Annotated in this window: 21 protein-coding genes; 5 read left to right on the forward strand and 16 right to left on the reverse strand. The window is 53.3% G+C overall.

Annotated features, from left to right (window positions below):
• Positions 1–3 precede the first annotated feature (3 nt).
• The 3 genes from ACQYWX_RS16680 to ACQYWX_RS16690 all read right to left on the reverse strand — a co-directional run bounded on the left by ACQYWX_RS16680 (position 4) and on the right by ACQYWX_RS16690 (position 2,255).
• Positions 4–831, reverse strand: a complete 828-nt coding sequence (locus ACQYWX_RS16680) for a phytanoyl-CoA dioxygenase family protein (protein ID WP_431685621.1) — start codon at positions 829–831, stop codon at positions 4–6.
• A 288-nt stretch (positions 832–1,119) separates the two neighbouring features.
• A complete protein-coding gene (locus ACQYWX_RS16685; RefSeq protein WP_431685622.1) occupies positions 1,120–1,665 on the reverse strand; it encodes a putative adhesin in 546 nt (181 codons plus the stop codon).
• 218 nt (positions 1,666–1,883) lie between these two features.
• Positions 1,884–2,255, reverse strand: coding sequence for an RHS repeat-associated core domain-containing protein (locus tag ACQYWX_RS16690; RefSeq protein WP_431685623.1), 372 nt, complete (start codon positions 2,253–2,255; stop codon positions 1,884–1,886).
• 201 nt (positions 2,256–2,456) lie between these two features.
• Here ACQYWX_RS16690 and slyA point away from each other — a divergent pair, with 201 nt between their 5' ends.
• Genes slyA through ACQYWX_RS16705 form a run of 3 tightly spaced genes read left to right on the forward strand, consistent with a single transcriptional unit; the run spans position 2,457 to position 5,045 of the window.
• Complete coding sequence (gene slyA / locus ACQYWX_RS16695) at positions 2,457–2,912, forward strand: transcriptional regulator SlyA (protein ID WP_431685624.1); 456 nt, start codon at positions 2,457–2,459, stop codon at positions 2,910–2,912.
• A 27-nt stretch (positions 2,913–2,939) separates the two neighbouring features.
• Positions 2,940–3,998, forward strand: coding sequence for an HlyD family secretion protein (locus tag ACQYWX_RS16700; protein ID WP_431685625.1), 1,059 nt, complete (start codon positions 2,940–2,942; stop codon positions 3,996–3,998).
• Between the two features lie 12 nt (positions 3,999–4,010).
• On the forward strand, positions 4,011–5,045 hold the full coding sequence (locus ACQYWX_RS16705) for a DUF2955 domain-containing protein (RefSeq protein WP_431685626.1): 1,035 nt from the start codon (positions 4,011–4,013) through the stop codon (positions 5,043–5,045).
• On the opposite strand, the gene ACQYWX_RS16710 is transcribed toward ACQYWX_RS16705, so the two are convergent.
• The 5 genes from ACQYWX_RS16710 to ACQYWX_RS16730 all read right to left on the reverse strand — a co-directional run bounded on the left by ACQYWX_RS16710 (position 5,039) and on the right by ACQYWX_RS16730 (position 11,775).
• A complete protein-coding gene (locus ACQYWX_RS16710; RefSeq protein WP_431685627.1) occupies positions 5,039–5,257 on the reverse strand; it encodes a hypothetical protein in 219 nt (72 codons plus the stop codon). The genes ACQYWX_RS16705 and ACQYWX_RS16710 overlap by 7 nt on opposite strands.
• A gap of 201 nt (positions 5,258–5,458) precedes the next feature.
• Positions 5,459–7,678, reverse strand: a complete 2,220-nt coding sequence (locus ACQYWX_RS16715; protein ID WP_431685628.1) for an NADP-dependent isocitrate dehydrogenase — start codon at positions 7,676–7,678, stop codon at positions 5,459–5,461.
• Positions 7,679–7,914: 236 nt separating this feature from the next.
• Positions 7,915–9,297 (reverse strand): MATE family efflux transporter, encoded by a 1,383-nt coding sequence (locus ACQYWX_RS16720; protein ID WP_431685629.1) that lies wholly within the window; start codon positions 9,295–9,297, stop codon positions 7,915–7,917.
• A gap of 161 nt (positions 9,298–9,458) precedes the next feature.
• Positions 9,459–9,845 carry a hypothetical protein gene (locus ACQYWX_RS16725; protein WP_431685630.1) on the reverse strand — a complete coding sequence of 129 codons (387 nt, stop codon included), beginning with the start codon at positions 9,843–9,845 and terminating at the stop codon, positions 9,459–9,461.
• 28 nt (positions 9,846–9,873) lie between these two features.
• Positions 9,874–11,775, reverse strand: coding sequence for an Ig-like domain-containing protein (locus tag ACQYWX_RS16730; protein ID WP_431685631.1), 1,902 nt, complete (start codon positions 11,773–11,775; stop codon positions 9,874–9,876).
• Between the two features lie 297 nt (positions 11,776–12,072).
• Between ACQYWX_RS16730 and ACQYWX_RS16735 the strand changes: the two genes are divergently transcribed.
• Complete coding sequence (locus tag ACQYWX_RS16735; protein ID WP_431685632.1) at positions 12,073–12,381, forward strand: hypothetical protein; 309 nt, start codon at positions 12,073–12,075, stop codon at positions 12,379–12,381.
• Between the two features lie 89 nt (positions 12,382–12,470).
• Here the strand turns inward: ACQYWX_RS16735 and katG are convergent, their stop codons facing one another.
• The 8 genes from katG to ACQYWX_RS16775 all read right to left on the reverse strand — a co-directional run bounded on the left by katG (position 12,471) and on the right by ACQYWX_RS16775 (position 20,318).
• A complete protein-coding gene (gene katG, locus ACQYWX_RS16740; protein ID WP_431685633.1) occupies positions 12,471–14,648 on the reverse strand; it encodes a catalase/peroxidase HPI in 2,178 nt (725 codons plus the stop codon).
• 239 nt (positions 14,649–14,887) lie between these two features.
• Positions 14,888–15,409: a hypothetical protein gene (locus tag ACQYWX_RS16745; RefSeq protein ID WP_431685634.1), complete on the reverse strand. Its 522-nt coding sequence runs from the start codon at positions 15,407–15,409 to the stop codon at positions 14,888–14,890.
• A 451-nt stretch (positions 15,410–15,860) separates the two neighbouring features.
• Entirely contained in the window at positions 15,861–16,412 is a 552-nt protein-coding gene (locus tag ACQYWX_RS16750; protein ID WP_431685635.1) for a pyridoxamine 5'-phosphate oxidase family protein, read from the reverse strand.
• Positions 16,413–16,515: 103 nt separating this feature from the next.
• Positions 16,516–17,016 carry an SRPBCC family protein gene (locus ACQYWX_RS16755; RefSeq protein ID WP_216738189.1) on the reverse strand — a complete coding sequence of 167 codons (501 nt, stop codon included), beginning with the start codon at positions 17,014–17,016 and terminating at the stop codon, positions 16,516–16,518.
• The gene (locus ACQYWX_RS16760) at positions 17,013–17,339 is read right to left on the reverse strand and encodes an ArsR/SmtB family transcription factor (RefSeq protein WP_216738190.1); all 327 of its coding nucleotides are present in this window, start codon (positions 17,337–17,339) and stop codon (positions 17,013–17,015) included. Before ACQYWX_RS16760 ends, ACQYWX_RS16755 begins: the two co-directional genes overlap by 4 nt.
• Before the next feature lie 149 nt (positions 17,340–17,488).
• Positions 17,489–18,490: a hypothetical protein gene (locus ACQYWX_RS16765; protein WP_279504622.1), complete on the reverse strand. Its 1,002-nt coding sequence runs from the start codon at positions 18,488–18,490 to the stop codon at positions 17,489–17,491.
• 118 nt (positions 18,491–18,608) lie between these two features.
• Positions 18,609–19,481, reverse strand: a complete 873-nt coding sequence (locus tag ACQYWX_RS16770; RefSeq protein WP_431685636.1) for a substrate-binding periplasmic protein — start codon at positions 19,479–19,481, stop codon at positions 18,609–18,611.
• A gap of 186 nt (positions 19,482–19,667) precedes the next feature.
• Positions 19,668–20,318, reverse strand: a complete 651-nt coding sequence (locus ACQYWX_RS16775; protein WP_431685637.1) for a glutathione S-transferase family protein — start codon at positions 20,316–20,318, stop codon at positions 19,668–19,670.
• 128 nt (positions 20,319–20,446) lie between these two features.
• On the opposite strand from ACQYWX_RS16775, the gene ACQYWX_RS16780 reads away from it, so the two are divergent.
• Positions 20,447–21,016, forward strand: coding sequence for a TetR/AcrR family transcriptional regulator (locus ACQYWX_RS16780; RefSeq protein WP_431685638.1), 570 nt, complete (start codon positions 20,447–20,449; stop codon positions 21,014–21,016).
• Positions 21,017–21,075: the final 59 nt, after the last annotated feature.

Here is a 21,075-nt window from a genome sequence, read left to right on the forward strand (position 1 = left end):
TCCTCATATTGAAAAACTCCCCAACCTCCCCCGCTGCAGCCAATTCTCCGGCGCATACTGACAAGCCCCGTCGACCACATGAAATGTCAGGGCGATGCGGGATTTGTCGGAACGGTTGGAGGCGCTGTAGTGCGGTAGATGACCATGGAAGACCAACAGACTGCCGGCTTCGACGGGCATGGGGGTTCCGCTGTCAGTTGGCCAGGGCTGGCCGCTCAATGGCTGCATGCGCAGGTCGTCCTGTTCGCACAAATAGCGTTCGCGCAAGGGGCCTTGATGGCCGCCGGGCTCCAGCCAAAGGCAGCCGTTTTGCAAGGTGGCGTCTTCCAGGGCGAACCAGTAAGTGATGACGCTGCTGGGTTCGGTATAGAAGAACGTGGCGTCCTGATGCCAGGTGACTTCACCGCCAATTCGCGGCTGCTTGAAGATCACCATAGTCTGATACAACGAAGGTCGCGATAGCCCCAGATCACGGGCCAGATCGCCGAATTCGCGGCGTTGCGCGAAGCGTTTGAAGACCGGGTCCAGGTCATGTAATGCATGACCGATTTTGTTGATGGACTGCGCCCGCGGCTGCAGCAACTCACCTTCCGGGCTGAAGGCTTCTTCTTCGAAAAAGCAGCGAATCGTTTCCGCGGAACCGAGAAAATATGCGTTATTGATCTGGGCGCGATCAATGGTGGAGAAACGGGCAGCTTGCGCCAGATTATCTTCTTCGATGATCTCGTAGGCGCGTGCGATTAACGCCTCACACTCCGGCTGCGTCACCAAATCCGGCAACAGTAAATAACCATCCTTTGCATACTGGGCTTTTTGTTGTTCTGACAGCATCTCATAAGTCCTTGGCTGATATCCCAAGCAGCCCACGCCTTTGGTCATCACGCTTAGCGCCGGGATAGGGGGAGATAAATTCAAACCAGTGTAACGGATGCGTTAAATTCGCGACAACTTTAAATTTATCAGCTGGTTATGCAAGAAACTAAAAGCAGTTGAGAGGAGATGACGGACAGCAGGAGGAGGTGAACCAAGGCGTATTCAATTGAAAAACGCCGGCTAACCACTCACAACCAGGGAGCGAGGGATGCTCCCCGGAAAGCGGTCTGACCGGCGGTCGAATTCTTATCCGATTTTTAGCTGGAATTTACTCATGTCCAGCTTACCGACGGCTTTTTTCGGCTCACCGCCGTATATGCCGCCATACCTGCCTTTGGCCTCTCTTTCAAAGTCCGATGCGATGCCTTTCAGGTCGTCGCGGCAGGCGAGCCAATGCACATGACAGACAGCGCCATTGGGCCTGATGGAATTCAGGATATCTTTAAGGTGTACGTACCAGTGGGTAACGCGATCTTTAACGGCGCAGTTCAACTGATCACGCAAGTTAGCGCCGATATAATGAGGGGGAATCAGGGGATGCAGAGAGTCGTAGCCGACTTTGGATTTAATGCCGCCAGGGTGCGCCAAACGATAGTTGCGACAACGCTGGGGACCTCTTTCATGACTGAAGTCCTGATGGGCGACAGCCTGCCCGGCTCTGACCGCATTCTCCCAACTGCTGTCGAACTTTTTGGTGTGAGGACAGTAAAGATGGAGCACCACATTTCTCGGCATGTCGAAATAACCATCTTCTTCCAGCCAGCCGCCATGTCCAATCAAATAGACTTCCATATTGTTTTCCTTTTTCTTGCTGTTGATGTGTTGATAAGAATTATCAATACAGGTAGCGAGCTTTCTAAAGCGCTCCCCGTCACCAACATTACAAATCGTTACGTTTTAGTTGGGAGTAAATTTAATCTCCCGGCAGCGGCGAGCAGGGCCAGATAGGAACTGGCCCTGTCGTTTATGGAAAAGTAAAAAGAATTAGGGGGGGCTATTTTTTGGCCGACCTATTTATTGGCCGGATTGTTAACGGCCTGGAACAGGTTCATTTGATCGGTCGCCCCTTGAGGATCGGCAGTAAGCCACCTTCCCGCCCAGGGTTGGTAGTATCGATATCCAAAATAATGAAGCCCCACGTCATCCAACGTCCTGCCGCTATAACGGATAGTTTGAAAGCTATCCTCCACCCTTTTCGTAGGATCAAATACTGTCGTGGCGCCATAGGGATGATACTCCTCTATGCTTATCTGAGCCGCGTTGTCGTCTGGTTGAAGTTCTTGATAAAGCTGAACCGTAGCGTCCAGTTTTTGTGAAATATCATCTGTCTCGGTCTGACCAAGTGTCACCTGGATAGAAAACGGAAATAGATCAATAGCCATGACGCCCCCTGCCAGGATTAGCGATTTTGAGGAAATGAAATCAGTACGTTAGACCGAGACTGACTATACGAAAACGGTAACTTTTACCTAAATCCGCTGTCTGCGTACTTCTCCTTACCAGATTTCTCCGTCTCTCACATTTACTTAGCTTGCTAAGCATATTATATTATTTAGCATGCTAACTAATTTGAGCGCCACGCCATGAACCCTCCCACCAATACCTTCAAAGACCTTTCCCTAGCGGAGCAGCTTGGCCGCGTTTCGCGCCTTTGGAAGATGACTGCCGACCGGGAGCTCGCCCCGCTGGGTCTGACCTACCCGCGCTGGACCGCGTTATTAAAGCTGCAGCGTCTGGGCGACAACATCAGCCAGAAGCAGTTGGCGGAAGCGCTTGAAATTGAGTTGGCGTCGCTGATGCGCACGCTAAAGCAGCTCGAGGATCAATCTCTCATCCAGCGGCATTGTTGTACTCACGACAAACGGGCGCGCATCGTGAGCCTGACGGATGCCGGCAAATCACTGATAACGCAAATGGAAGCCCACATACTCAAAGTGCGCCGGCGCCTGCTGAATCAAATCAGTGAAGACGATCAGAAAAAGCTCGGCGTCATGTTGGAGCAAATCGCCTTGAATGCCCTTGAGTTTCAGAACCCGTAGTTCCCTAATTGAAAGAAGTAAGAGTTTATGACCCCCGATCAAAAATTCGCGCAGTGGATAAAGTACTCCTGCATCGCTTTCGTTTTTGTTTTCGCCTACTTTCTTATCGCCGACATCGCCATGCCGCTGACGCCCCAGGCCATGGCGACGCGTATCGTCACCAAGGTGGCGCCGCGGATCAGCGGTCCCATCACAGCGGTTTATGTAGAGAATAATCAGCCGGTGCGCAAAGGCGATATTCTCTTCGACCTTGACCCAGAGCCTTTCAAGATCGCCGTCGAGCAGGCGCAGCTGAATCTGGAGCGGGTTAAACAAAACAACGCGCAACTGGATGCCTCCATCGCCGCCGCCAAAGCGGATGTGGAAGCCGCATCGGCGACGTTGAGTCAGAAAAACCGCGAAGCCCTGCGCTTGAAAACCTTGTTCCAACGCAATGTCGTATCTCAGCAGCAGCTGGACAAGGCGGAGAGCGACGCAAGCACCGCCCAGGCGAAGTTAACGTCGGTGAAAGCGCACTTGAAAGAGCTGGAAGTCAGCCGGGGCGAGCTGAGCGACGCCAACCTGACCGTTCGCACCGCAGAAACCCAATTGAAACAGGCGCAATTGAATCTCTCCTACACCCGGATAAAGGCGGAGGAAGATGGCGTTATCACCAACCTGCAACTTGAGGCGGGCGCCTACGCTGTCGCAGGAGCGCCGTTGGTGGCGCTGGTATCCGACAACCTGGACGTCATCGCTGACTTTCGCGAAAAAAGTCTGCGTAACTTTGACTTGAACAATGAAGCGCTGGTCGCTTTCGACGGCAAACCCGGACAGGTATTCCAGGCCCGCGTCAGCAGTCTCGACGCCGGCGTCAGCGCCGGCCAGTTCGATGCAGACGGTCGTCTGGCGACGCCCACGCAATCCAACCGCTGGGTGCGCGATGCGCAGCGTATGCGTTTGCATCTGCAACTGGACGCCGCGGATGCGCAACAACTGCCGTCCGGCGCACGCGCCACGGTGCAGCTGCTGCCGGATGGAGCAATTTTCTCCACCTTCGCCAAGGCGCAGATTCGTTTCCTCAGCTTGTTGCACTACATCTACTAAGCAGGCGTCGTTATGCGATTATGGGATCATCCACTCTCCGAGAATGACTTGCGCCAGAGCCTGCGCATCGCCACTGGCGCGGTGCTGGGGTTCACCATCAGTAAGTTGTTTGGCTGGAACTATGGCGTCTTCTTCACCGTCACGCCGGTATTGCTGCTTGGTCTGGCGCCGGTGATGAACGCGCACCTGGCGCGCCAACTGGTGGCGTCATCGGCGATCTGCGGCCTGGAAGTCGCTCTGCTGGGAGGCCTGTTCGGCGCGCATCCCGGAATCATGACCCTGATCGCTTTCGGGCTGTTTCTGTATAAATTCGCCTGCATGTCCAAAGGCCCATTGTTTCTGTTCGGCGCCAACAGCGTGCTCAGTTTAAGCATCATGCTGCACTTCGCCAGCTATCCTGGGGTGGACCTGAATGATCTGGTGGTCAGCAACATTCTGGCGGGACTGCTGTCCGTATTGATCGCCTACTTTGCCACCTTTTTAATACCGGACGCCTCCCCTCGCCTGCCTCCTCCACAACCGGCTGAGCCAAAGGGATCTCATCGCATGCGCCATGAAGCGCTGATGGGCGCGACGCTGGCGACCCTGTCGTTTCTGGTGTTTCAGATATTCGATCTGAATGACTCCATGTCCGCCCAAGCCACCACGTTGCTGCTGCTGTTTCCCATGCACTGGAACGGCGCGCTGGGCTACGCCCGCAAACGCGCCATGGGGACTCTGCTGGGCGTCGCCTTTGGCTTGCTGTGTCAGGTGATTCTGTATGATTGGACTGGCGTATTGCTGCTGGTGATCCCGCTACTGTGGATCGGCGCGTTGTTCTTCAGCTATCTGCATGTCAAAGAATCCAGCGGCTCCGGGGCGGGGTTCGGCGGGCTGACCACACTGGGCATCCTGTTCGGCCAGTATCTATCCCCCACCAACGACCTGGTTTTCAGCGGGCTCTACCGAATCAGCAGTATTTTCTTCGCCATCGTAGTGACCTTACTCGCCACTTATCTGGTGCATCGCATATTGAACCAGTTTGCGGCGACGCGGTTTAGTCATTGAGGCGTCAAGTGTTCTGGCCATTCCACTTTCGCAGCAGTGATAACTTCGCGGAAAGGTATATAAGCAATGACATTATCGTCCGAAGACCAGCCTCTGTTCAGACTATATCTATCAACAGAAATTACACCCAGACCATCTTCATACAATATTGCGACAACATAAGCGCCGTTTTTTTCCGGCTTTCCACTACGCCAAACCACTTCATTTTCCAATTTTATAAAACCTCTCGGCCTCTTCTGCATAATCGATCACGCGATTTATGTTTCTCGCCTTTTCATGAGAGACAATCCATAAAGTTTCTACAAGCAAATAGCCATAAAGAAAAAAGGGAGCAACGAATGCTCCCTTTTTCTTAAGCCTGCTCGGTGGACGTCACTTACGACTTACATAAGCAACGTAGCGCCGAAAGTAGCTTAGCCGTCGATCAGCGCGTTCAGTGTGTCGCTTGGACGCATGGCTCTGCTGACCAGTTTTGGATCTGCGTGGTAGTAGCCACCCATTTCCACTGCTGTGCCTTCGTTGGCCAGCAGTTCGCTGACGATTTTGTCTTCGTTTGCCGCCAGCTCTTTGGCCAGAGGAGCGAATTGCGCCGCCAGCTCAGCGTCGTCGGTCTGCGCTGCAACAGCTTCGGCCCAGTACATCGCGAGATAGTAGTGGCTGCCGCGGTTGTCCAGCTCACCGACCTTACGGGAAGGCGACTTGCCGTTCATCAGCAGTTTCTCTGTCGCTTTGTCCAGCGTCTTGGCCAGGATCTCGGCTTTCTTGTTGCCGGTCTTGACCGCGATGTCTTCGAAAGAAACCGCCAACGCCAGGAATTCGCCCAGAGAATCCCAACGCAGGTGGTTCTCTTCCGCGAACTGCTGTACGTGCTTAGGCGCAGAACCGCCAGCGCCGGTCTCGAACAGGCCGCCGCCCGCCATCAATGGAACGACAGACAGCATTTTCGCGCTGGTGCCGAGTTCCAGGATGGGGAACAAGTCAGTCAGGTAGTCACGCAGAACGTTACCGGTTACGGAGATGGTGTCTTTGCCGCGACGCAGACGCTCAAGCGTGGTGCGCATAGCAACGTCGTAACCCATGATATGGATGTCCAGACCTTCAGTGTCGTGCTCTTTCAGATACTCGACAACTTTGTTTTTCAGGTTCATATCGTGAGGACGGTCTTCGTCCAGCCAGAAAATAGCCGGCATGCCAGACAGACGAGCGCGGGTAACCGCCAGTTTCACCCAGTCGCGGATAGGCAGGTCTTTGGTTTGACATGCGCGCCAGATGTCGCCTTTCTCTACTTCGTGCTCCATCAACACATTGCCCTGGTCGTCGACGATGCGCATCACGCCGTCTGCGTCCAGTTCATAGGTCTTGTCGTGGGAGCCATACTCTTCCGCCTTCTGCGCCATCAGACCCACGTTAGGCACGGTGCCCATGGTGGTGGGATCGAACGCATCGTGGTGCTTACAGAAGTTGATGACTTCCTGGTAGATGGTGGCGTAGTTGGAGTCCGGGATAACCGCTTTGGTGTCTTTCAGTTTGCCGTCCGCGCCCCACATTTTGCCGCCTTCACGAATCATCGCAGGCATGGAAGCGTCAACGATAACGTCAGAAGGCACGTGCAGGTTGGAGATGCCCTTGTCGGAGTTCACCATCGCCAGTTCTGGACGGTGCTCGAAGCAGTTGAGGATATCCTTCTCAATTTCTTCGCGTCTGGACATCGGCAACTGTTGAATTTTCTCGTACACGTTGCCCATACCATTGTTGGGTTCAACGCCAAGCTCTTTGAAGGTTTCCGCGTGCTTCTTGAACACGTCCTTGAAGAACACCTTCACCGCGTGACCGAATACGATGGGGTGAGACACCTTCATCATGGTCGCTTTAACGTGCAGAGACAGCAGGATGCCGACGCGACGCGCGCCTTCGATTTCCTGCTCCAGGAACTGACACAGTTCTCTGACGCTCAGACGCATGCTGTCCAGCACTTCGTCTTTCTGCAGCTTCAGCTCACGCTTCAATTGCACCGCGCCGTCTTTGCCGACGAACTCGATTCTGGCGACCATGGGACGATCGATGATCACAGACTTTTCTGTCGCGTGGAAATCGCCTTCACGCATGTGCGCAACGTGAGTACGGGAAGCCTGGCTCCATTTGCCCATTTTGTGGGGGTACTTACGGGCGTATTGCTTAACCGCCGCAGGCGCGCGACGATCGGAGTTGCCTTCACGCAGAACCGGGTTTACTGCGCTGCCCAGCACTTTAGCGTAGGTTTGCTCGATTTTCTTCTCTTCTTCAGTTGTCGCTTCTTCTGGATAGTTGGGTATGTTGAAGCCCTGCTCCTGAAGCTCTTTGATGGTCGCTTTCAACTGTGGGATAGAGGCGCTGATGTTAGGCAGTTTGATGACGTTGGCGTCGGCTTGTTTTACCAACTCGCCCAGTTCCGCCAATGCGTCAGGCACTTTCTGATCTTCAGAGAGACATTCAGGGAAATTAGCGAGAACTCGCGCCGCCAGGGAAATATCGCTGGTTTCTACGTCTACGCCCGCAGCTGCGGCGAATTTCTTGATGATCGGCAAAAAAGAATAGGTTGCTAGTAGAGGCGCTTCGTCAGTAAGTGTATAGACGATTTTGGAATTACTAGGCATTAAGTCCCCCTAAGTTTGTGGAAAGGTCACCCAGTGTGGCAAAACGAACAGCTTTTGACCGTCGCTTTTTTATACACAAAAGGTAGTGTAAATTTTTGGCGCCGCATTATACCTGAAAACCGCACTTATTTTATATAAGTTCTATTAAAGGCGAGAACAACTTACCGCTGTTCACAGCGCCGCCAATTGTCAAAAAACTCTTCTTTTACAGGGAGGGTTTGATCGATAAGAGTAGGCTATGCGGCGCGACTCTGTTTAGGCCGGTTAGCTATAAGAGTATTCCGCCCATAGGTTGCGACGTAATGTAAACGCGCAACCTGCAAAATGCATAAAACAAACAAGCCTACCGTCATGGAGAAAAACAGATCGTAAACGATCCCCTCACCCTGAACGTTACCCCATACTAATACCATGGGAATACAAAACACGAAATAAGATATAAGTAGTGATACGAATGAGAAAAATGTGTCTTTGAATGCCGTCAGAACAATCCCGGCGGATGCTTGCACCCCGTCGAACAAACAGGCCAGCAGCATAAGAGGAACGATCTCAAGCGCCAATTCCGCGACACGACTATCAGGTGTATAAAAATAGACCAATTTATCGCTAATTAAATAAACAACGGCGATTAAAGACGACATCACAACGACGCCGTTAAACAGAAAAGCAATAAACCAGCGCCGCGGTTCCGCTTGCACGTCTATGACTGCCCCTACGCGGGACATTTGCGATTGCCCGTAGGCGATGGCGAAAATGAACGCTATAGAAGCGATACTGTTAAGAATGCCAAAGGCCGCAGCGGAATCTGCTCCAGAATAGGCCGCGATCATCGCGAGAACCGACATGGCTGCAAACTTGGCTATCACCGAGGCGGAAATCGGCGCGCCGATTCGGATGATGCGCCTCAGCATTTTCCTCTCTACCCGCAACGCGTCTTTTCCCGCCTGAAAGTTAAACAATCCAGCGCCGCACAAGCGATAGCCAAACGCCAGTGCAAAGACATACCCGATAACCGTTCCTATCGCCGCTCCCTGCTCCCCCATCGGCGCAAATCCCAGCCAGCCGTATACCAGCACCACCGTGCTCAGGGCGTTCATCGCAAAAGATAAAGCGCTTATTTTTAACAGAGGCTTGGTGTTCTTGGTCACCACAAACAAATTGGTCACCAGCATGCTGAGTGAAAGGGGAACCAGGCCCAAGGCCAGTACATCCAGATAGCGACTGGCGGCGAGGGCAATGTCCGCGGGCAGATTTAAAAACGTCAACGCCACCCCGTGCAACTGCAGCAGCAGACATCCCACTACCCCGGAAAACAACGCCAGTTGCGCGCCACTGCGTATCACCCGATGCTTACCCGCAGCATCTTCAGACTGAAAATACAGCGGGACCATTCCCCTGATTAAACCGTTTATCGCCGTCGCAAAAATAATAAAGACGCTGTTGCCGACCACAGCGGCGGAGAGTGAAACCGTTGAAAATCGCCCTAAGACGATCATATCCGTCAGCCCCGCTATCATACTGAGACTGAGAGAAATCAATATTGGGTAGGCGATGGTGAGAGAAGCGATAAGTTCTTTAAAGCAGTACTCAACTTCCGCTTTGACGACGGCCATTGTCATAAATAACGTCCTGTTTCCAAAATCTCCGATACATAGATCAGAGCCGCATTTCCTTGACTTGTTTACTTGTAACGCGATGGATATCAACGGCTGCGTAGAGTACCACAACATGGTTGCGTGGAGGGCGGCGATTTATAGCGAAAGACAGGGAATTAAAGCGGTTATTCACCTATATCTGGCGGCGGGCAATCAACGCCAATAACAACGCTATGCAAATCGATAGACAGGTCTTTCTTTAAAACAGAAAAAGCAACTTCAAAACCGCTATTGGGAATAGTGGAAATACAGGTGACGGAAAAACTGTCAGGCCTTTCCTCAATGGTAATTTTATATTCGTCTGTTAACTCATTCAGCGGTTTGGAGAAGTCGCCGTAACTTCCCCAATCGCCATGGCGCAATAGCGCCCGTTCAACGGACTCGATGGCGTTTTTTCTATCTGTTGTGCGTCCGTTATATTCAATACTGTCTGTCATCCAGGGAACCTTTGAAAAACGTTGGCGAGGCCTCAACTTTATACAGAGCGGCCCCGATACAACGCCGAGCGTCATATCGGGTCCAGCGTACAGCAAACTCAGTCTACTCGCCTGCGATACTGACTGTCGCCAAAGTCGACCGCCCCATTCCATCGCTCAGCTCCATCGTAAACTGGTCCTGCCCCGGGAAGCCTGGATCAGCGACATAGATAAAGTCAGCGCCCTGTAACGTCACGCTCCCATGCTGTGGCGGCGTCGCCACCGCGTAGGCGATTGCGTCGGTTTCCGGGTCATAGCCCGCCAGCGTCCCGTTGAGCGTTCCTGATGATGGATAAACAAATGCCTGATCCCATGAGACCGGCAGCTGGTTTTCGTGCGCGCCTATATCCGACGCAGGACCGCCGGGACGGGGATGGTCGGCGTAATCCGACGATGCAATCAGAGGCGGCGTCGCGTAGTCCACAATGTCGGCATTAGTCGCCGCCACCCGATAATCGCCCTGAGCGACGTTCACGAACTGCGCTTGCGCCGGATCAGCGTAGAACTGATTGCCTTCCACCAGGATGCTGAGGTTGCCTATATCGCGAATGGGGCTGATCAGATCCTGAATATCCACCAGCAGATTGTTGGCGATATGGGCGCTGTCCAGGTCGCTGTAGTAACTAATGCCGTATTCGCGCGCACCTACGATAGTGTTGTTGTAGAGGTTGGCGCTGTGGCCTGCGGAGATCAATATGCCGTGCCCCTTGCCGTTATCCGCGCGACCGGAGTCGATAATCAGGTTATTGAAAACCTCGAAGTGAGAGTCGTTGGTGTTCCCATACTCTTTGATATAGACGCCAGCGCGGTAAGACCCTGTTATCAGGTTGTTATAAATGCTCACCTGATGCACGTCATAGCCATAGATTCCGTGCATGTCGTTGGGTGCGCCGTCATGGGACCAGCCAGTGTTGATCACTTCATTATGGTGAATGTGATTGTTGGCGCCGCGCAGGCCGCGAATCTGAATACCTTCATAGCCAATGTCGCGCAGCCGGTTATAGGCGACCGTCAGGTCATGAGTGGTGGAGTAAGCGCCGCCGCCCTGGTCTGCGGCTTTGCCAAGATAGAAGGCCTCTTCGGAGATGTCGTGAATATCATTGTGGTGGATGTGAATACCATCGGTGGGCGGCGCAGCGCCCAGGGGATATTTGCTGCCGAAGCTGATCGCCATAACGGTATGATCGATCTCCAGATAGGCCAGCTCAATGTGCTGCGTATAGGCTTCCCCCATGCGAATGCCTTTGGTCGCCCCGCCATGAATATGAATGCCTGTATCCAGATCATCATCGCCCACGCCCATGATCTGCACATATTTGCAGGCGTCCAGTTCAATGGTGTGACCGCCCTTGCCCAGTTCCACCGCGCCTTGATTGATGATCACGATAGGGCGCTCAGGGGTTCCTTGCAAACCCCAGATGCGCAGTGTTTTGCTGCGGGTTCCCGGCGCAATTTCGATACGATCTCCGGGCTGAATATAGGGGAAGTTAATCGGTTTGCCAGCGCCATACACCGCATCCGCCACATAAGGGCCATACATATGCGAGACGCCGTTATAGCCATTGCCGGGAGAAAAAACATAGCGGTTGATCGCCCCATCTTCCGTGGAAACCGTCACTCGGGCCTGCGCCCTCTCCCCCTGTTGATCCTGAATGTAGAACTCAAACACATCGACGCCGACAAAATCCGTCTGCGGCGTATACCGCCATCTGGCGCCGTCCGCAGACTGCCCTGGCACAGGGCCCAAAGGACTGAGCGCACCGTGAGACGGCGGCGCGACAATGCCAAACTTAAACCCTTCCTGACTGGAGCTCAGACTATCCAGACTGATGTCCAGAGACGTATTAATTGCTGTGACATAGCTGACGTTTGACGCCTGGGGAGCGGCCTGCAAAGACGTACTGGCCAGTAACCATAGCAATGGCCATAGAAGGTTTGAAATCAAAACGCGTGAGTAATTCGACATGAGCATTATTCCTCCTGAAAAATGTGGGTGTCCTGAACGTAATAGCGGCAATTGCTCCCCAGGCTTCGTTTTTGGTTTTATTAGAAGTCTAACGACGGACGTTCGCCAGATGCAGACAATTATAGATGCATTCAGGCCGTCGCTTAGGTGGACGTTGTTGATGTTTTTTTACATTCTGTGAAGTATTTGCAAGAGTAGTGTCGGCGGGCGTAGAGCGTATCGAATCAGATTGCCGTCCCCTCTTCAGAGACTGACTATTTTCAGAGGCTCCTTAAAAGCCAAGGCGGAGATTGAAGTATGCACACGAAGGACAATGACGAGGACTTTCAGCGCCAGGTGGCGAATTGCCTCGCCGTCACCGACAACCCTTTCTCCCAGTCCGCCGAATCCTCTCAAGAAGAAACCATCAAGGCGATTACTGCACTGCTGCTCACCTGCGACAGCGGCCCTGTTTTGGCGGCGCTAAAGGTTGAGAGAACCCGTTTGGAGTCACTTCTTGAGCATAAGCCAGGGAGTATGACCGCCGCGGAGATCGCGATGCAGGATAAGGAGCGGCTCTGGAATTGTCGCGCCGCCATTGCCTGGATCGAAAAGCGCATCGCTTAAAACAATAAGCAAATCCTGTCTAACGAAAAACGCCCGACCGAGGCCAGGCAGGCGTTTAATCCGCGTTTGTAGCGAAAGGCTTGTTCTGGTTACGCCAAGTCGAAGCGATCCAGATCCATGACTTTGCTCCAGGCGGCGACAAAGTCTTTCAGGAAGCGCTCCTGCGCATCGGAGCTGGCGTACACTTCAGCCAAGGCTCTGAGCTGCGAATTGGAGCCGAACACAAGGTCCACCCGCGTGCCGGTCCATTTCACTTCTCCCGTTACTCGGTCACGCCCTTCAAACATATCCTCCTCTTTGGAGGTCGCTTTCCAGACTGTGCCCATATCAAGCAGATTGATAAAGAAGTCATTGGTCAACGATTCAGGCCGCTGGGTGAAAACGCCGTGTTTGCTCTGGCCGACATTGGTGTTGAGAACGCGCATGCCGCCGATCAGCGCCGTCATTTCCGGCGCAGTGAGCGTCAACAGTTGCGCTCTGTCCACCAGTAACTCTTCCGCCGACACGGCGTATTTGCCCTTCGTGTAATTACGGAATCCATCCGCAATAGGCTCCAGCACCTCGAACGCTTCAACGTCGGTTTGATCTTGCGAGGCATCCATACGCCCCGGTGAGAATGGAACCTTGATGTTATGTCCGGCGTTCTGCGCGGCTTTCTCAACGCCAGCGCAACCCGCCAGCACAATCATATCCGCCAGTGAGACTTTCTTGCCGCCGGATTGCGCGCTATTGAACTCACTCTGGATGCCTTCAAGGGATTTCAACACTTGCGCCAACTGGTCAGGCTGATTGACCTCCCACTCTTTCTGCGGCGCCAGACGAATACGCGCGCCATTGGCGCCGCCGCGCATGTCGGAGCCACGATAGGTGGAGGCGGACGCCCAGGCGGTGGACACCATCTGTGCGACGGACAGCCCTGACGCCTGAATCTTGCTCTTCAGCGCGCTGATATCCTGGTCGTTAATCAGGGGGTGATCCACTGCTGGAATCGGGTCTTGCCAGATTAAGTCTTCGGCAGGCACTTCCGATCCAAGGTAGCGTGCGCGCGGCCCCATATCCCGATGGGTCAGCTTGAACCAGGCGCGAGCGAAAGCATCCGCGAACTGATCTGGGTTCTCATAAAACCGTCTTGAGATCTTCTCGTACGCGGGATCAAATCTCAGCGACAGGTCCGTGGTCAACATAGTCGGAACGTGACGCTTCGAGGAATCATGCGCGTCGGGAATTTTATCCGCGCCAGCGCCGCCTTTGGGAACCCATTGATGAGCGCCGGCGGGGCTCTTGGTCAGCTCCCATTCGTAACCGAACAGGTTTTCGAAGAAGTTGTTGCTCCATTGGGTCGGCGTTTCCGTCCAGGTCACTTCCAGGCCGCTGGTAATGGCGTCGCCCGCTTTACCGGAACCATAGCTGCTGCGCCATCCCAGGCCTTGCTCTTCCAGCCCCGCCGCTTCTGGTTCCGGCCCTACATTCGCCGCATCGCCGGCGCCGTGGGTTTTACCGAAGGTGTGTCCGCCGGCGATCAGCGCCACGGTTTCTTCATCATCCATCGCCATGCGCGCGAAGGTTTCGCGAATGTCTTTGGCCGCCGCAATGGGGTCCGGGTTGCCGTTGGGGCCTTCCGGGTTCACGTAGATCAGCCCCATTTGCACGGCGGCCAGCGGATTCTCAAGGTCTCTGTCGCCGGAATAGCGATTGTCGTCCAACCAGGTTTTCTCGGCGCCCCAGTAGATGTCCTGCTCCGGCTCCCAGATATCCGCACGTCCGCCGCCGAAACCAAAGGTTTTGAAGCCCATGGACTCCAGCGCCACGTTGCCGGCGAGAATCATCAGGTCCGCCCAGGAAATCTTCTGCCCGTATTTCTGTTTGATCGGCCACAGCAAGCGTCTCGCTTTGTCCAGATTGACGTTATCCGGCCAGCTATTCAGAGGGGCGAAGCGTTGATTGCCGGTTCCGCCGCCGCCACGGCCATCGCCGGTGCGGTAAGTGCCGGCGCTGTGCCACGCCATGCGAATAAACAAGGGACCATAATGGCCGAAGTCCGCGGGCCACCAGTCTTGAGAGTCAGTCATCAGTGCAGTCAGATCCTGCTTTACCGCCGCCAGATCCAGACTTTTGAAAGCTTCCGCGTAGTTGAATTCCTCACCCAGCGGATTGGATAAAGAAGAGCGCTGATGGAGGATTTCGAGCCGCAACTGGTTGGGCCACCAATCCCGGTTCGATGTTCCCTCCGCTGGCGCGTGATGAAAGGGACATTTGCTATCAGACATTGCGTTCTCTCCATTCGTATTCAAGCTATTAACAGGTTTCGTCCAGTGATTCAGTTATAGTACGTGCGCAGTTGAGTTGACCAATATAGGTTCTCGATCATAACGATAGCTATTATCAGTCACAGGATAGCAGAGTTAGCGTTTGAGGCTGGTGGGGCGTGCGTGACAGCGTATTCACCCTGCCTGAATGAATACGCTGTCAGTGGCGATCTGGATTGGATGAGTGGGACTCCGCGCCTCTACGGCAACGGCAGACAGAAGGTGATCGCCAGCTCAGAATGTTTGTCTACGTGACGGGTGAACATGGGCAGACCCGGATTTTTGGCCGCGCGATAGGCATCGATAATTTGCTGTTTGGTCCACACGTAAGTGGGGTTGTCAGTCAGAATTTTATGGGCGGGTCGCACATTCCCGTCGGGAAATACCCACAACCAGGACAAACGCCGCCCCTCAACGGTTCGACGTCCTTTATCCACGCAAAAGTGAGCGCGACCGCGAGACTTGGGAATATTGCAATAGGTGCCGAATTTAGCGCGGTTATCGATAAATTTGATCAGGTCATCCAGGTTGATAAGGTCCATGCTGGCCTCATAACCCAATGTCTGGTGAACATCGCCCAAAGCGACGAATCCGCCTCCCAGTGAGCAGTCCCGTTGGTGCGTGGCGCGAATATCTGTGGAAGAAGCGATTCTGGTGCAGGGATAGGTGACGTCGCACAGGCCGCTATGCACCGCGCCTTGCTTCTCATTCTTGCATGTCATGTCGAGTAATCCTCCATGGTGCTGCATATTATCGGAAGCAACCCCGCCACGATCATGCGCAGTAAACTTCCTGATTAACTCACACTAATCAATGGATAAGCTGCGCTTCCCTTTACGCGCGGTCCGGACAATCGATAACCCAGACCTGCGGCCGGAGCGCGCAGCCCCAAAAATATATAGTTCGATTAGTGAGAACGCGCAAACCTCCCAGACTCCACCCCAAAACGCCATCATCGACGCCCCCTATTCGCCAAACGCCGCGCCCAAAGCCGCTACCCGGCCAACAGTGGCAACCAGACGCGCTATGTGCCCGGCCAAACAATCAATACAATAAACCCACAAAAGCAACAGAAAGACACAATCGCGAAAACGAGATCGGGAGCACGAGCACCACTCTGACTTCGTCGGCTCCCCTGATGACGAGGCGGATATCATCATCGCCTAACGCCTATCAAACACCCTTCTCAACAATATGCGTCTCTTTGCCGTCCAGGCTGAGTTCGTTCTTCTGTTTCCAGTAGTCTTTGATGCCCTCGTCGCCTTTCTTGGCGGCCCAGTTTTTCAGTAGTTCACGGTCTTCGACGTAGTCGTAGAAAGGAACCGCCATACCGCAGGAGGATTGCACCAGGTCGACATTCAGGTCGAAGATTTGTCTGGCGCCGGGAATCGGACCGAAATGGGCGAACAGTTCTTCCCATTCCGGGTCATTTCTATGAATCACTTTGGCCTCGCCGTACAGGCGTAGAATCAAAGGATTGCCTTCGAATGCGACGAACATGACGGTCATTCTGGGACATTCCTGAATATGCGCCGAGGTCTCATTGCCGCTGCCCGTGACGTTCAGCCAGATGACGCGATTAGGGCCAAGCACCCGCAAAGAGTCCATGCCTTTGGGAGAAATATTCACCCTGCCCTCACGGGCGGCGGTGCCTACGAAAAACAGCTTTTGTTCCTGGATAAACTGCGTCAATTTGTCTGAAATTTCTGAAAACTGCTGCCCCATTCTGTCTGTTCCTTTTTACTGTCCTGATACGCAAAAACCGGAAGCAAGCCAACAGGCTGTTTCCGGTTTTTCATCACACTATACTTGAAGTTCGCATGGACGCTTACTTGAAAGTTAACAGCAACTCGTCCAGTCGCTCCAATGTGGAGGTCAGGCCTTCTTTCATGCCCATCTGAATCACCGTTTCCAGGTCTTTCAGGGTGTTGTAAGCAATGACAGTGTGAACCAGCGAATGCCCGGCCTTATCTTCAAAGGTGACGTCCCACTTGGAGCGCGGCATGGCGGGGTTAACTTCGCCAGTGGCGTCGCTGAAGCCATCCAGCGCAGTGTAATTTTCAATGGGACGAATGGTTTGATAGTCCAACCTTCCCCAATACTCGGTTCCCTCTGGATCGATCATGGCGTAGTGCCAGCAACCGCCCTCGCGAAAATCCATGGTTTTGGTTTTCGTCGTGAACGGCTTGGGGGCAAACCACTGGTCAAGCAGCTCGCTTTTGGTATAGCAATCCCAGACCAGTTGACGCTTCGCTTGAAACTCTCTTTTGACAGTAATGGTGTTGTTTTCCTTATCAACGAGGAAGTCGAACTGAAGATTCGCGTTCATGGCTCTCTATCTCCTGATTTGAGGGTGTTTAACAGCGCATCGAGCTGGCTGAACCGGTCCTCCCACAGCTTGCGGAACTGCTCCAGCCAAACGTCAATTTCCTGCATTTTTTCCAGCCTGAGTTGGTAAATAATTTCCCGCCCCTGCTTCTGCTGCGTCACCAGACCGCATTCATTGAGGATCTGAATATGCTTGGATGTCGCCTGGCGGGTCATTTCGAAATGATCGGCGATGGCGTTGGGCGTCATGCCCTGCGCGGCGATCAACACCATAATGGCTCTGCGTGTCGGATCGGCGATCGCCTGGAAAATATCTCGTTTCATGGTATCGCAACAATTATGCAACTATTTGGTTGCAAGTGTATGCGCAACTTTTTGGTTGCGCAACAGTGCATGATGAAATTTTATGCGGTCTCAAGGAGAAAGATTGGGCGACGGGCGGCTCCCCATTCGGTTGCCGCCCATCTGTTTTTTTATACGAAGGGAATTCTCTTCATGACGGAAATCGCCATGCCCATATGATCGGTGAAAGCTACCGCGGAGTTGGTGGAAGTCGCCGCCTGAGAGATATAGTCGAACTTTTTGAAATCTATCGAGCGTGTATTGTAAACAGCGACATCGTAGACATCCTTACCGTTGCTGTTCGTGCCGTGAAAGAGATTGTCATGGGTATCGGCGGTAGTGAATTCGTGTGAATCGCCGGCGTTAGTGAACGGGATATCCAGCGCTTCGGAGATCGCCGTTGCGGTAAATCCTCGGCTGCTCTGATTAGTGTCCCCCATCACGACATCCAGTCCCCCTTTTCCTTTTGACATGAAGGCCTGGTTGATATCCCGGTAAAACTGCTGGACGCGCGCTTTATCTTTGGCGATGGCGTTGGGAACATGCACAAACGCAATGTTGATCCAGTCCTTCTTAACCGCTATCCAGCCATCCCCCGACCCGATTATTTCGGCTTTGAGCTTTGCGCAGTCATAGACGCTAAAACTATTGCAGGCTTTTCCCGTTGAAACGGCGTGTTGCAGATCTCCAAAGTGGTCTTTCAGGAAATTCCAGTCGGAATGGTTGCCGTCGATTTCTCCAAATACCCCCAAATCTATAGGAGCCCCGATGGACCTGATCACATCCTGGTGGATTTCACGCGCCTTGCCCTGCACCAGTGATTGAAACTGCACCACCGTCAGAGAGCCTTTGTTCATAGCCCCTGCCGGCTCCATAAACAAACGCATGGGCGGACCAAAAACAGGAATTGTCGGCGACGCGCCATTAGCGGTGGGCGCGGCCAGCTTCGCCACTTTTTTGGGCGGACCGGAAGCATCGCCGTCGTCTGGCGCCGGTCTTTTGCGGGCGGTCAAGATTTCTCCAGAAGCCATTTTGTCATGCGTGCTGCGCGCATGTGACTGCGACAAGGCTGCGATGGCGTCTCGAGTTTTACTGGCGTTTGAATTAAATGATTGATAGTAGAACACTGTCATTCGCGATTATCCTTAACACTTTAAACAGTTTAATTTGAAGGAGTAATTCTTACTGATGAGGCTTGATTCTATGGGAAAGTCGCACGCTTTTAATATCCGCCAAAAGCGCTAGATCAGTTTATAAAGCCGCCGCCACTCGTCCACTCAGTCTGTCTCCATTTTTTGACAGCCCAGGAATCTCAACGCTTTCACCAGGAGAACGGGTATTGTTCTTAAGCCGGTATTTTCCGATGCGGGACTGCCACAGCATTTCTTCGTAACGCCCGGAGTTTCGGAGACTTTCCAGGCCGTCATTGAGGGCTTTCAGTATCAGTTTCGCTCGGTCAGGATCAATCTTTCGGGAAATGGCGACGCAGATAGGCGTTTCCATTATCGGGCGATGATGATTCGTGATAAGTAAGGTTTGCACCGGCGATAGCTCCTGACTGATCAGGGAATAACCGACTTCAATCTCCATGGGGAAAATCTGAATCCGACCCGCCAGCAACTTTCGTATATTCAGCTTGTCGGAAACGACATATTCCACAGATATCCGTCCCGCCCTGGCCGCATTATCAAACGCTTCGCCGTAGGTGTAGCCGTCAGTACCGCCAATACGCAGCCCGACCAGGTCATCGATGTTTTTCCAGTCAAAATCAAAACTTTTCAGGTGGAATATCACCTTCTTGTTATAGGTGACGGCGTCGGAAAAAATAAAGTCCCGCTCCCTCTCTGGCGTGGGAGCCCAGGTCAACGAACCATCGGCTTTCCCTTCCTGCGCCAATTGATAGCTGCGTTTCCAGGGATGATATTGATATTCCACTTTATATTCCGACAGCGCGAAAGCTTCGGTGACGATATGCGTAAACACCCCGCCATGCCTGAGGGTTTCTGAGGTATAAGGCGACCATTCGCCATTGGTGAGCGTGACTGTTTTATCTGCGCCTGACGCGGAGAGAGATAAGATCGTCGCCAACAGGAATATGGTGGTTGTGTGAGTCTTTGTCAGCATCCTGCGCCTCCTCACTATTCCGTCCTGCAGTTTCTATTTTGGCCTCCTCCTTGAGTATAGTCCGCGATCCGCCCGGCGGAACGACTAAGTCATTCATACTGAGCCCTTCATAATGACAACGACGCCAGAACCCGGGAACATTCACTCCCCGTTTAAGGCGTCGCGTCTTACTGCAAAGTTACTGGTCTATCGCGCCATCGCTGTCAGCACGGTTTTGGCGGCTGGGCGTTGTCTCATGCGCCCGACATAAGCACTTAGCGTTGAATCTGGCGCTATCAATTCAGCGACATGCGGCAGGTTGGAAAGATAATCCAGCATAGGCGTGATCAGGGCGTCGGCGATAGTGTATTGCTCGCCGCAGATAAACGCAGCGTCGCCCAATTGAGCCGCTACTATCTGTAGCATTTTGATGACGTTGGGCTGCGCCTCAGACACCTTATTCCAACGCACTTCACCGTTTTCGCCTTTAGGAAACGCCAGCTCCGTCAGATACTCGCGCACAATCGCCTGGTCGACGTACAAAGAGATCGCCGCGGACCATTGATCCACCAGCGCCCGCTGATACAGGTCTTCCGGTTGCAATGCGGGCCCGTCGAACTGCGCGTCCAGATAGCGACAAATGGTGGCTGTTTCGTACAGTTTACGGTCGCCATGAATCAACACCGGCACCTTACCGAAGGGATTGAGTTTGATGTGTTGCTCGCCTTTGTACTCAACCTCTTCGCCATTGATGCTGAAGCCATGGCTATAGGAAACGCCTTTTTCCTCGCAGCACAACATGACGGTACGAACAAAGGTGCTGAATTGCGGTCCAAAAATATGTACTTGTGCGCTCATTATCGAATTTCCTGTCTTTGTTAGTGTCCGACAACATGCTAGCCTTCAACACAATATGATCAAGAACATATTTTTTGATTAACTTACTCTGTGATTTCCCACTGAACCTTCCCTGGAGCGAGCGCGATATGCCCTGGAGCCCCGAGCACAAGCAACAAACCCGAGAGCGAATTCTGGACAGCGCAGCGCGACTGTTCGCCCTCAACGGCTACGACAAAGTCGGAATCAACGACGTCATGGCCGACGCCGGCCTGACCCGCGGCGCCTTCTACGCCCACTTCTCCTCCAAGACTCAGCTTTACGCAGAGGCGATCGTCACCTCGGCCCTGCAGGGCCGAGCCATGTTGCACCCCGACGAGAATCAGCCGCCACAACTAGAGGCATTGATCAATGGCTATCTGAGCCTGGAACATCGCCAGGGAGAGCAAGTCCGCTGCCCACTGGCCTTCCTCACCACCGATATCGCGCAGCGAGAAGAGCAAGTACGCGACACCTACACCCGAGTTTTCAAAGGCTTCGTCAACGCCCTACAACAACACCTGAACCCGGAAGACGCCGCATCGGAACAACAAGCCCTGCGCACAGCCGTCGTCATGATCGGCGGCATGGCCATCGCCCGGGCGATTAATGATGAAGAACTGGCGGGATCGTTATTAGAGGTTTGTCGGGAGGCGGCTTTGGTGGAGCGTAAATCGTAATTGGCTCAACAGAACTTCACTCGAATAGTTTGCATCACAACACCGCAACCTGTTTTACC

Source organism: Hahella sp. NBU794 (assembly GCF_050749805.1).
In the GTDB taxonomy this organism is placed as follows: Bacteria; Pseudomonadota; Gammaproteobacteria; order Pseudomonadales; family Oleiphilaceae; genus Hahella.

Excerpts from the sequence above, each read along its gene's own strand:
- ACQYWX_RS16680 (WP_431685621.1), bottom strand. The coding sequence starts at position 831 with ATGCTGTCAGAACAACAAAAAGCCCAGTATGCAAAGGATGGTTATTTA.
- ACQYWX_RS16685 (WP_431685622.1), bottom strand. The coding sequence starts at position 1,665 with ATGGAAGTCTATTTGATTGGACATGGCGGCTGGCTGGAAGAAGATGGT.
- ACQYWX_RS16690 (WP_431685623.1), bottom strand. The coding sequence starts at position 2,255 with ATGGCTATTGATCTATTTCCGTTTTCTATCCAGGTGACACTTGGTCAG.
- slyA (WP_431685624.1), top strand. The coding sequence starts at position 2,457 with ATGAACCCTCCCACCAATACCTTCAAAGACCTTTCCCTAGCGGAGCAG.
- ACQYWX_RS16700 (WP_431685625.1), top strand. The coding sequence starts at position 2,940 with ATGACCCCCGATCAAAAATTCGCGCAGTGGATAAAGTACTCCTGCATC.
- ACQYWX_RS16705 (WP_431685626.1), top strand. The coding sequence starts at position 4,011 with ATGCGATTATGGGATCATCCACTCTCCGAGAATGACTTGCGCCAGAGC.
- ACQYWX_RS16715 (WP_431685628.1), bottom strand. The coding sequence starts at position 7,678 with ATGCCTAGTAATTCCAAAATCGTCTATACACTTACTGACGAAGCGCCT.
- ACQYWX_RS16720 (WP_431685629.1), bottom strand. The coding sequence starts at position 9,297 with ATGACAATGGCCGTCGTCAAAGCGGAAGTTGAGTACTGCTTTAAAGAA.
- ACQYWX_RS16725 (WP_431685630.1), bottom strand. The coding sequence starts at position 9,845 with ATGACGCTCGGCGTTGTATCGGGGCCGCTCTGTATAAAGTTGAGGCCT.
- ACQYWX_RS16730 (WP_431685631.1), bottom strand. The coding sequence starts at position 11,775 with ATGTCGAATTACTCACGCGTTTTGATTTCAAACCTTCTATGGCCATTG.
- ACQYWX_RS16735 (WP_431685632.1), top strand. The coding sequence starts at position 12,073 with ATGCACACGAAGGACAATGACGAGGACTTTCAGCGCCAGGTGGCGAAT.
- katG (WP_431685633.1), bottom strand. The coding sequence starts at position 14,648 with ATGTCTGATAGCAAATGTCCCTTTCATCACGCGCCAGCGGAGGGAACA.
- ACQYWX_RS16745 (WP_431685634.1), bottom strand. The coding sequence starts at position 15,409 with ATGACATGCAAGAATGAGAAGCAAGGCGCGGTGCATAGCGGCCTGTGC.
- ACQYWX_RS16750 (WP_431685635.1), bottom strand. The coding sequence starts at position 16,412 with ATGGGGCAGCAGTTTTCAGAAATTTCAGACAAATTGACGCAGTTTATC.
- ACQYWX_RS16755 (WP_216738189.1), bottom strand. The coding sequence starts at position 17,016 with ATGAACGCGAATCTTCAGTTCGACTTCCTCGTTGATAAGGAAAACAAC.
- ACQYWX_RS16760 (WP_216738190.1), bottom strand. The coding sequence starts at position 17,339 with ATGAAACGAGATATTTTCCAGGCGATCGCCGATCCGACACGCAGAGCC.
- ACQYWX_RS16765 (WP_279504622.1), bottom strand. The coding sequence starts at position 18,490 with ATGACAGTGTTCTACTATCAATCATTTAATTCAAACGCCAGTAAAACT.
- ACQYWX_RS16770 (WP_431685636.1), bottom strand. The coding sequence starts at position 19,481 with ATGCTGACAAAGACTCACACAACCACCATATTCCTGTTGGCGACGATC.
- ACQYWX_RS16775 (WP_431685637.1), bottom strand. The coding sequence starts at position 20,318 with ATGAGCGCACAAGTACATATTTTTGGACCGCAATTCAGCACCTTTGTT.
- ACQYWX_RS16780 (WP_431685638.1), top strand. The coding sequence starts at position 20,447 with ATGCCCTGGAGCCCCGAGCACAAGCAACAAACCCGAGAGCGAATTCTG.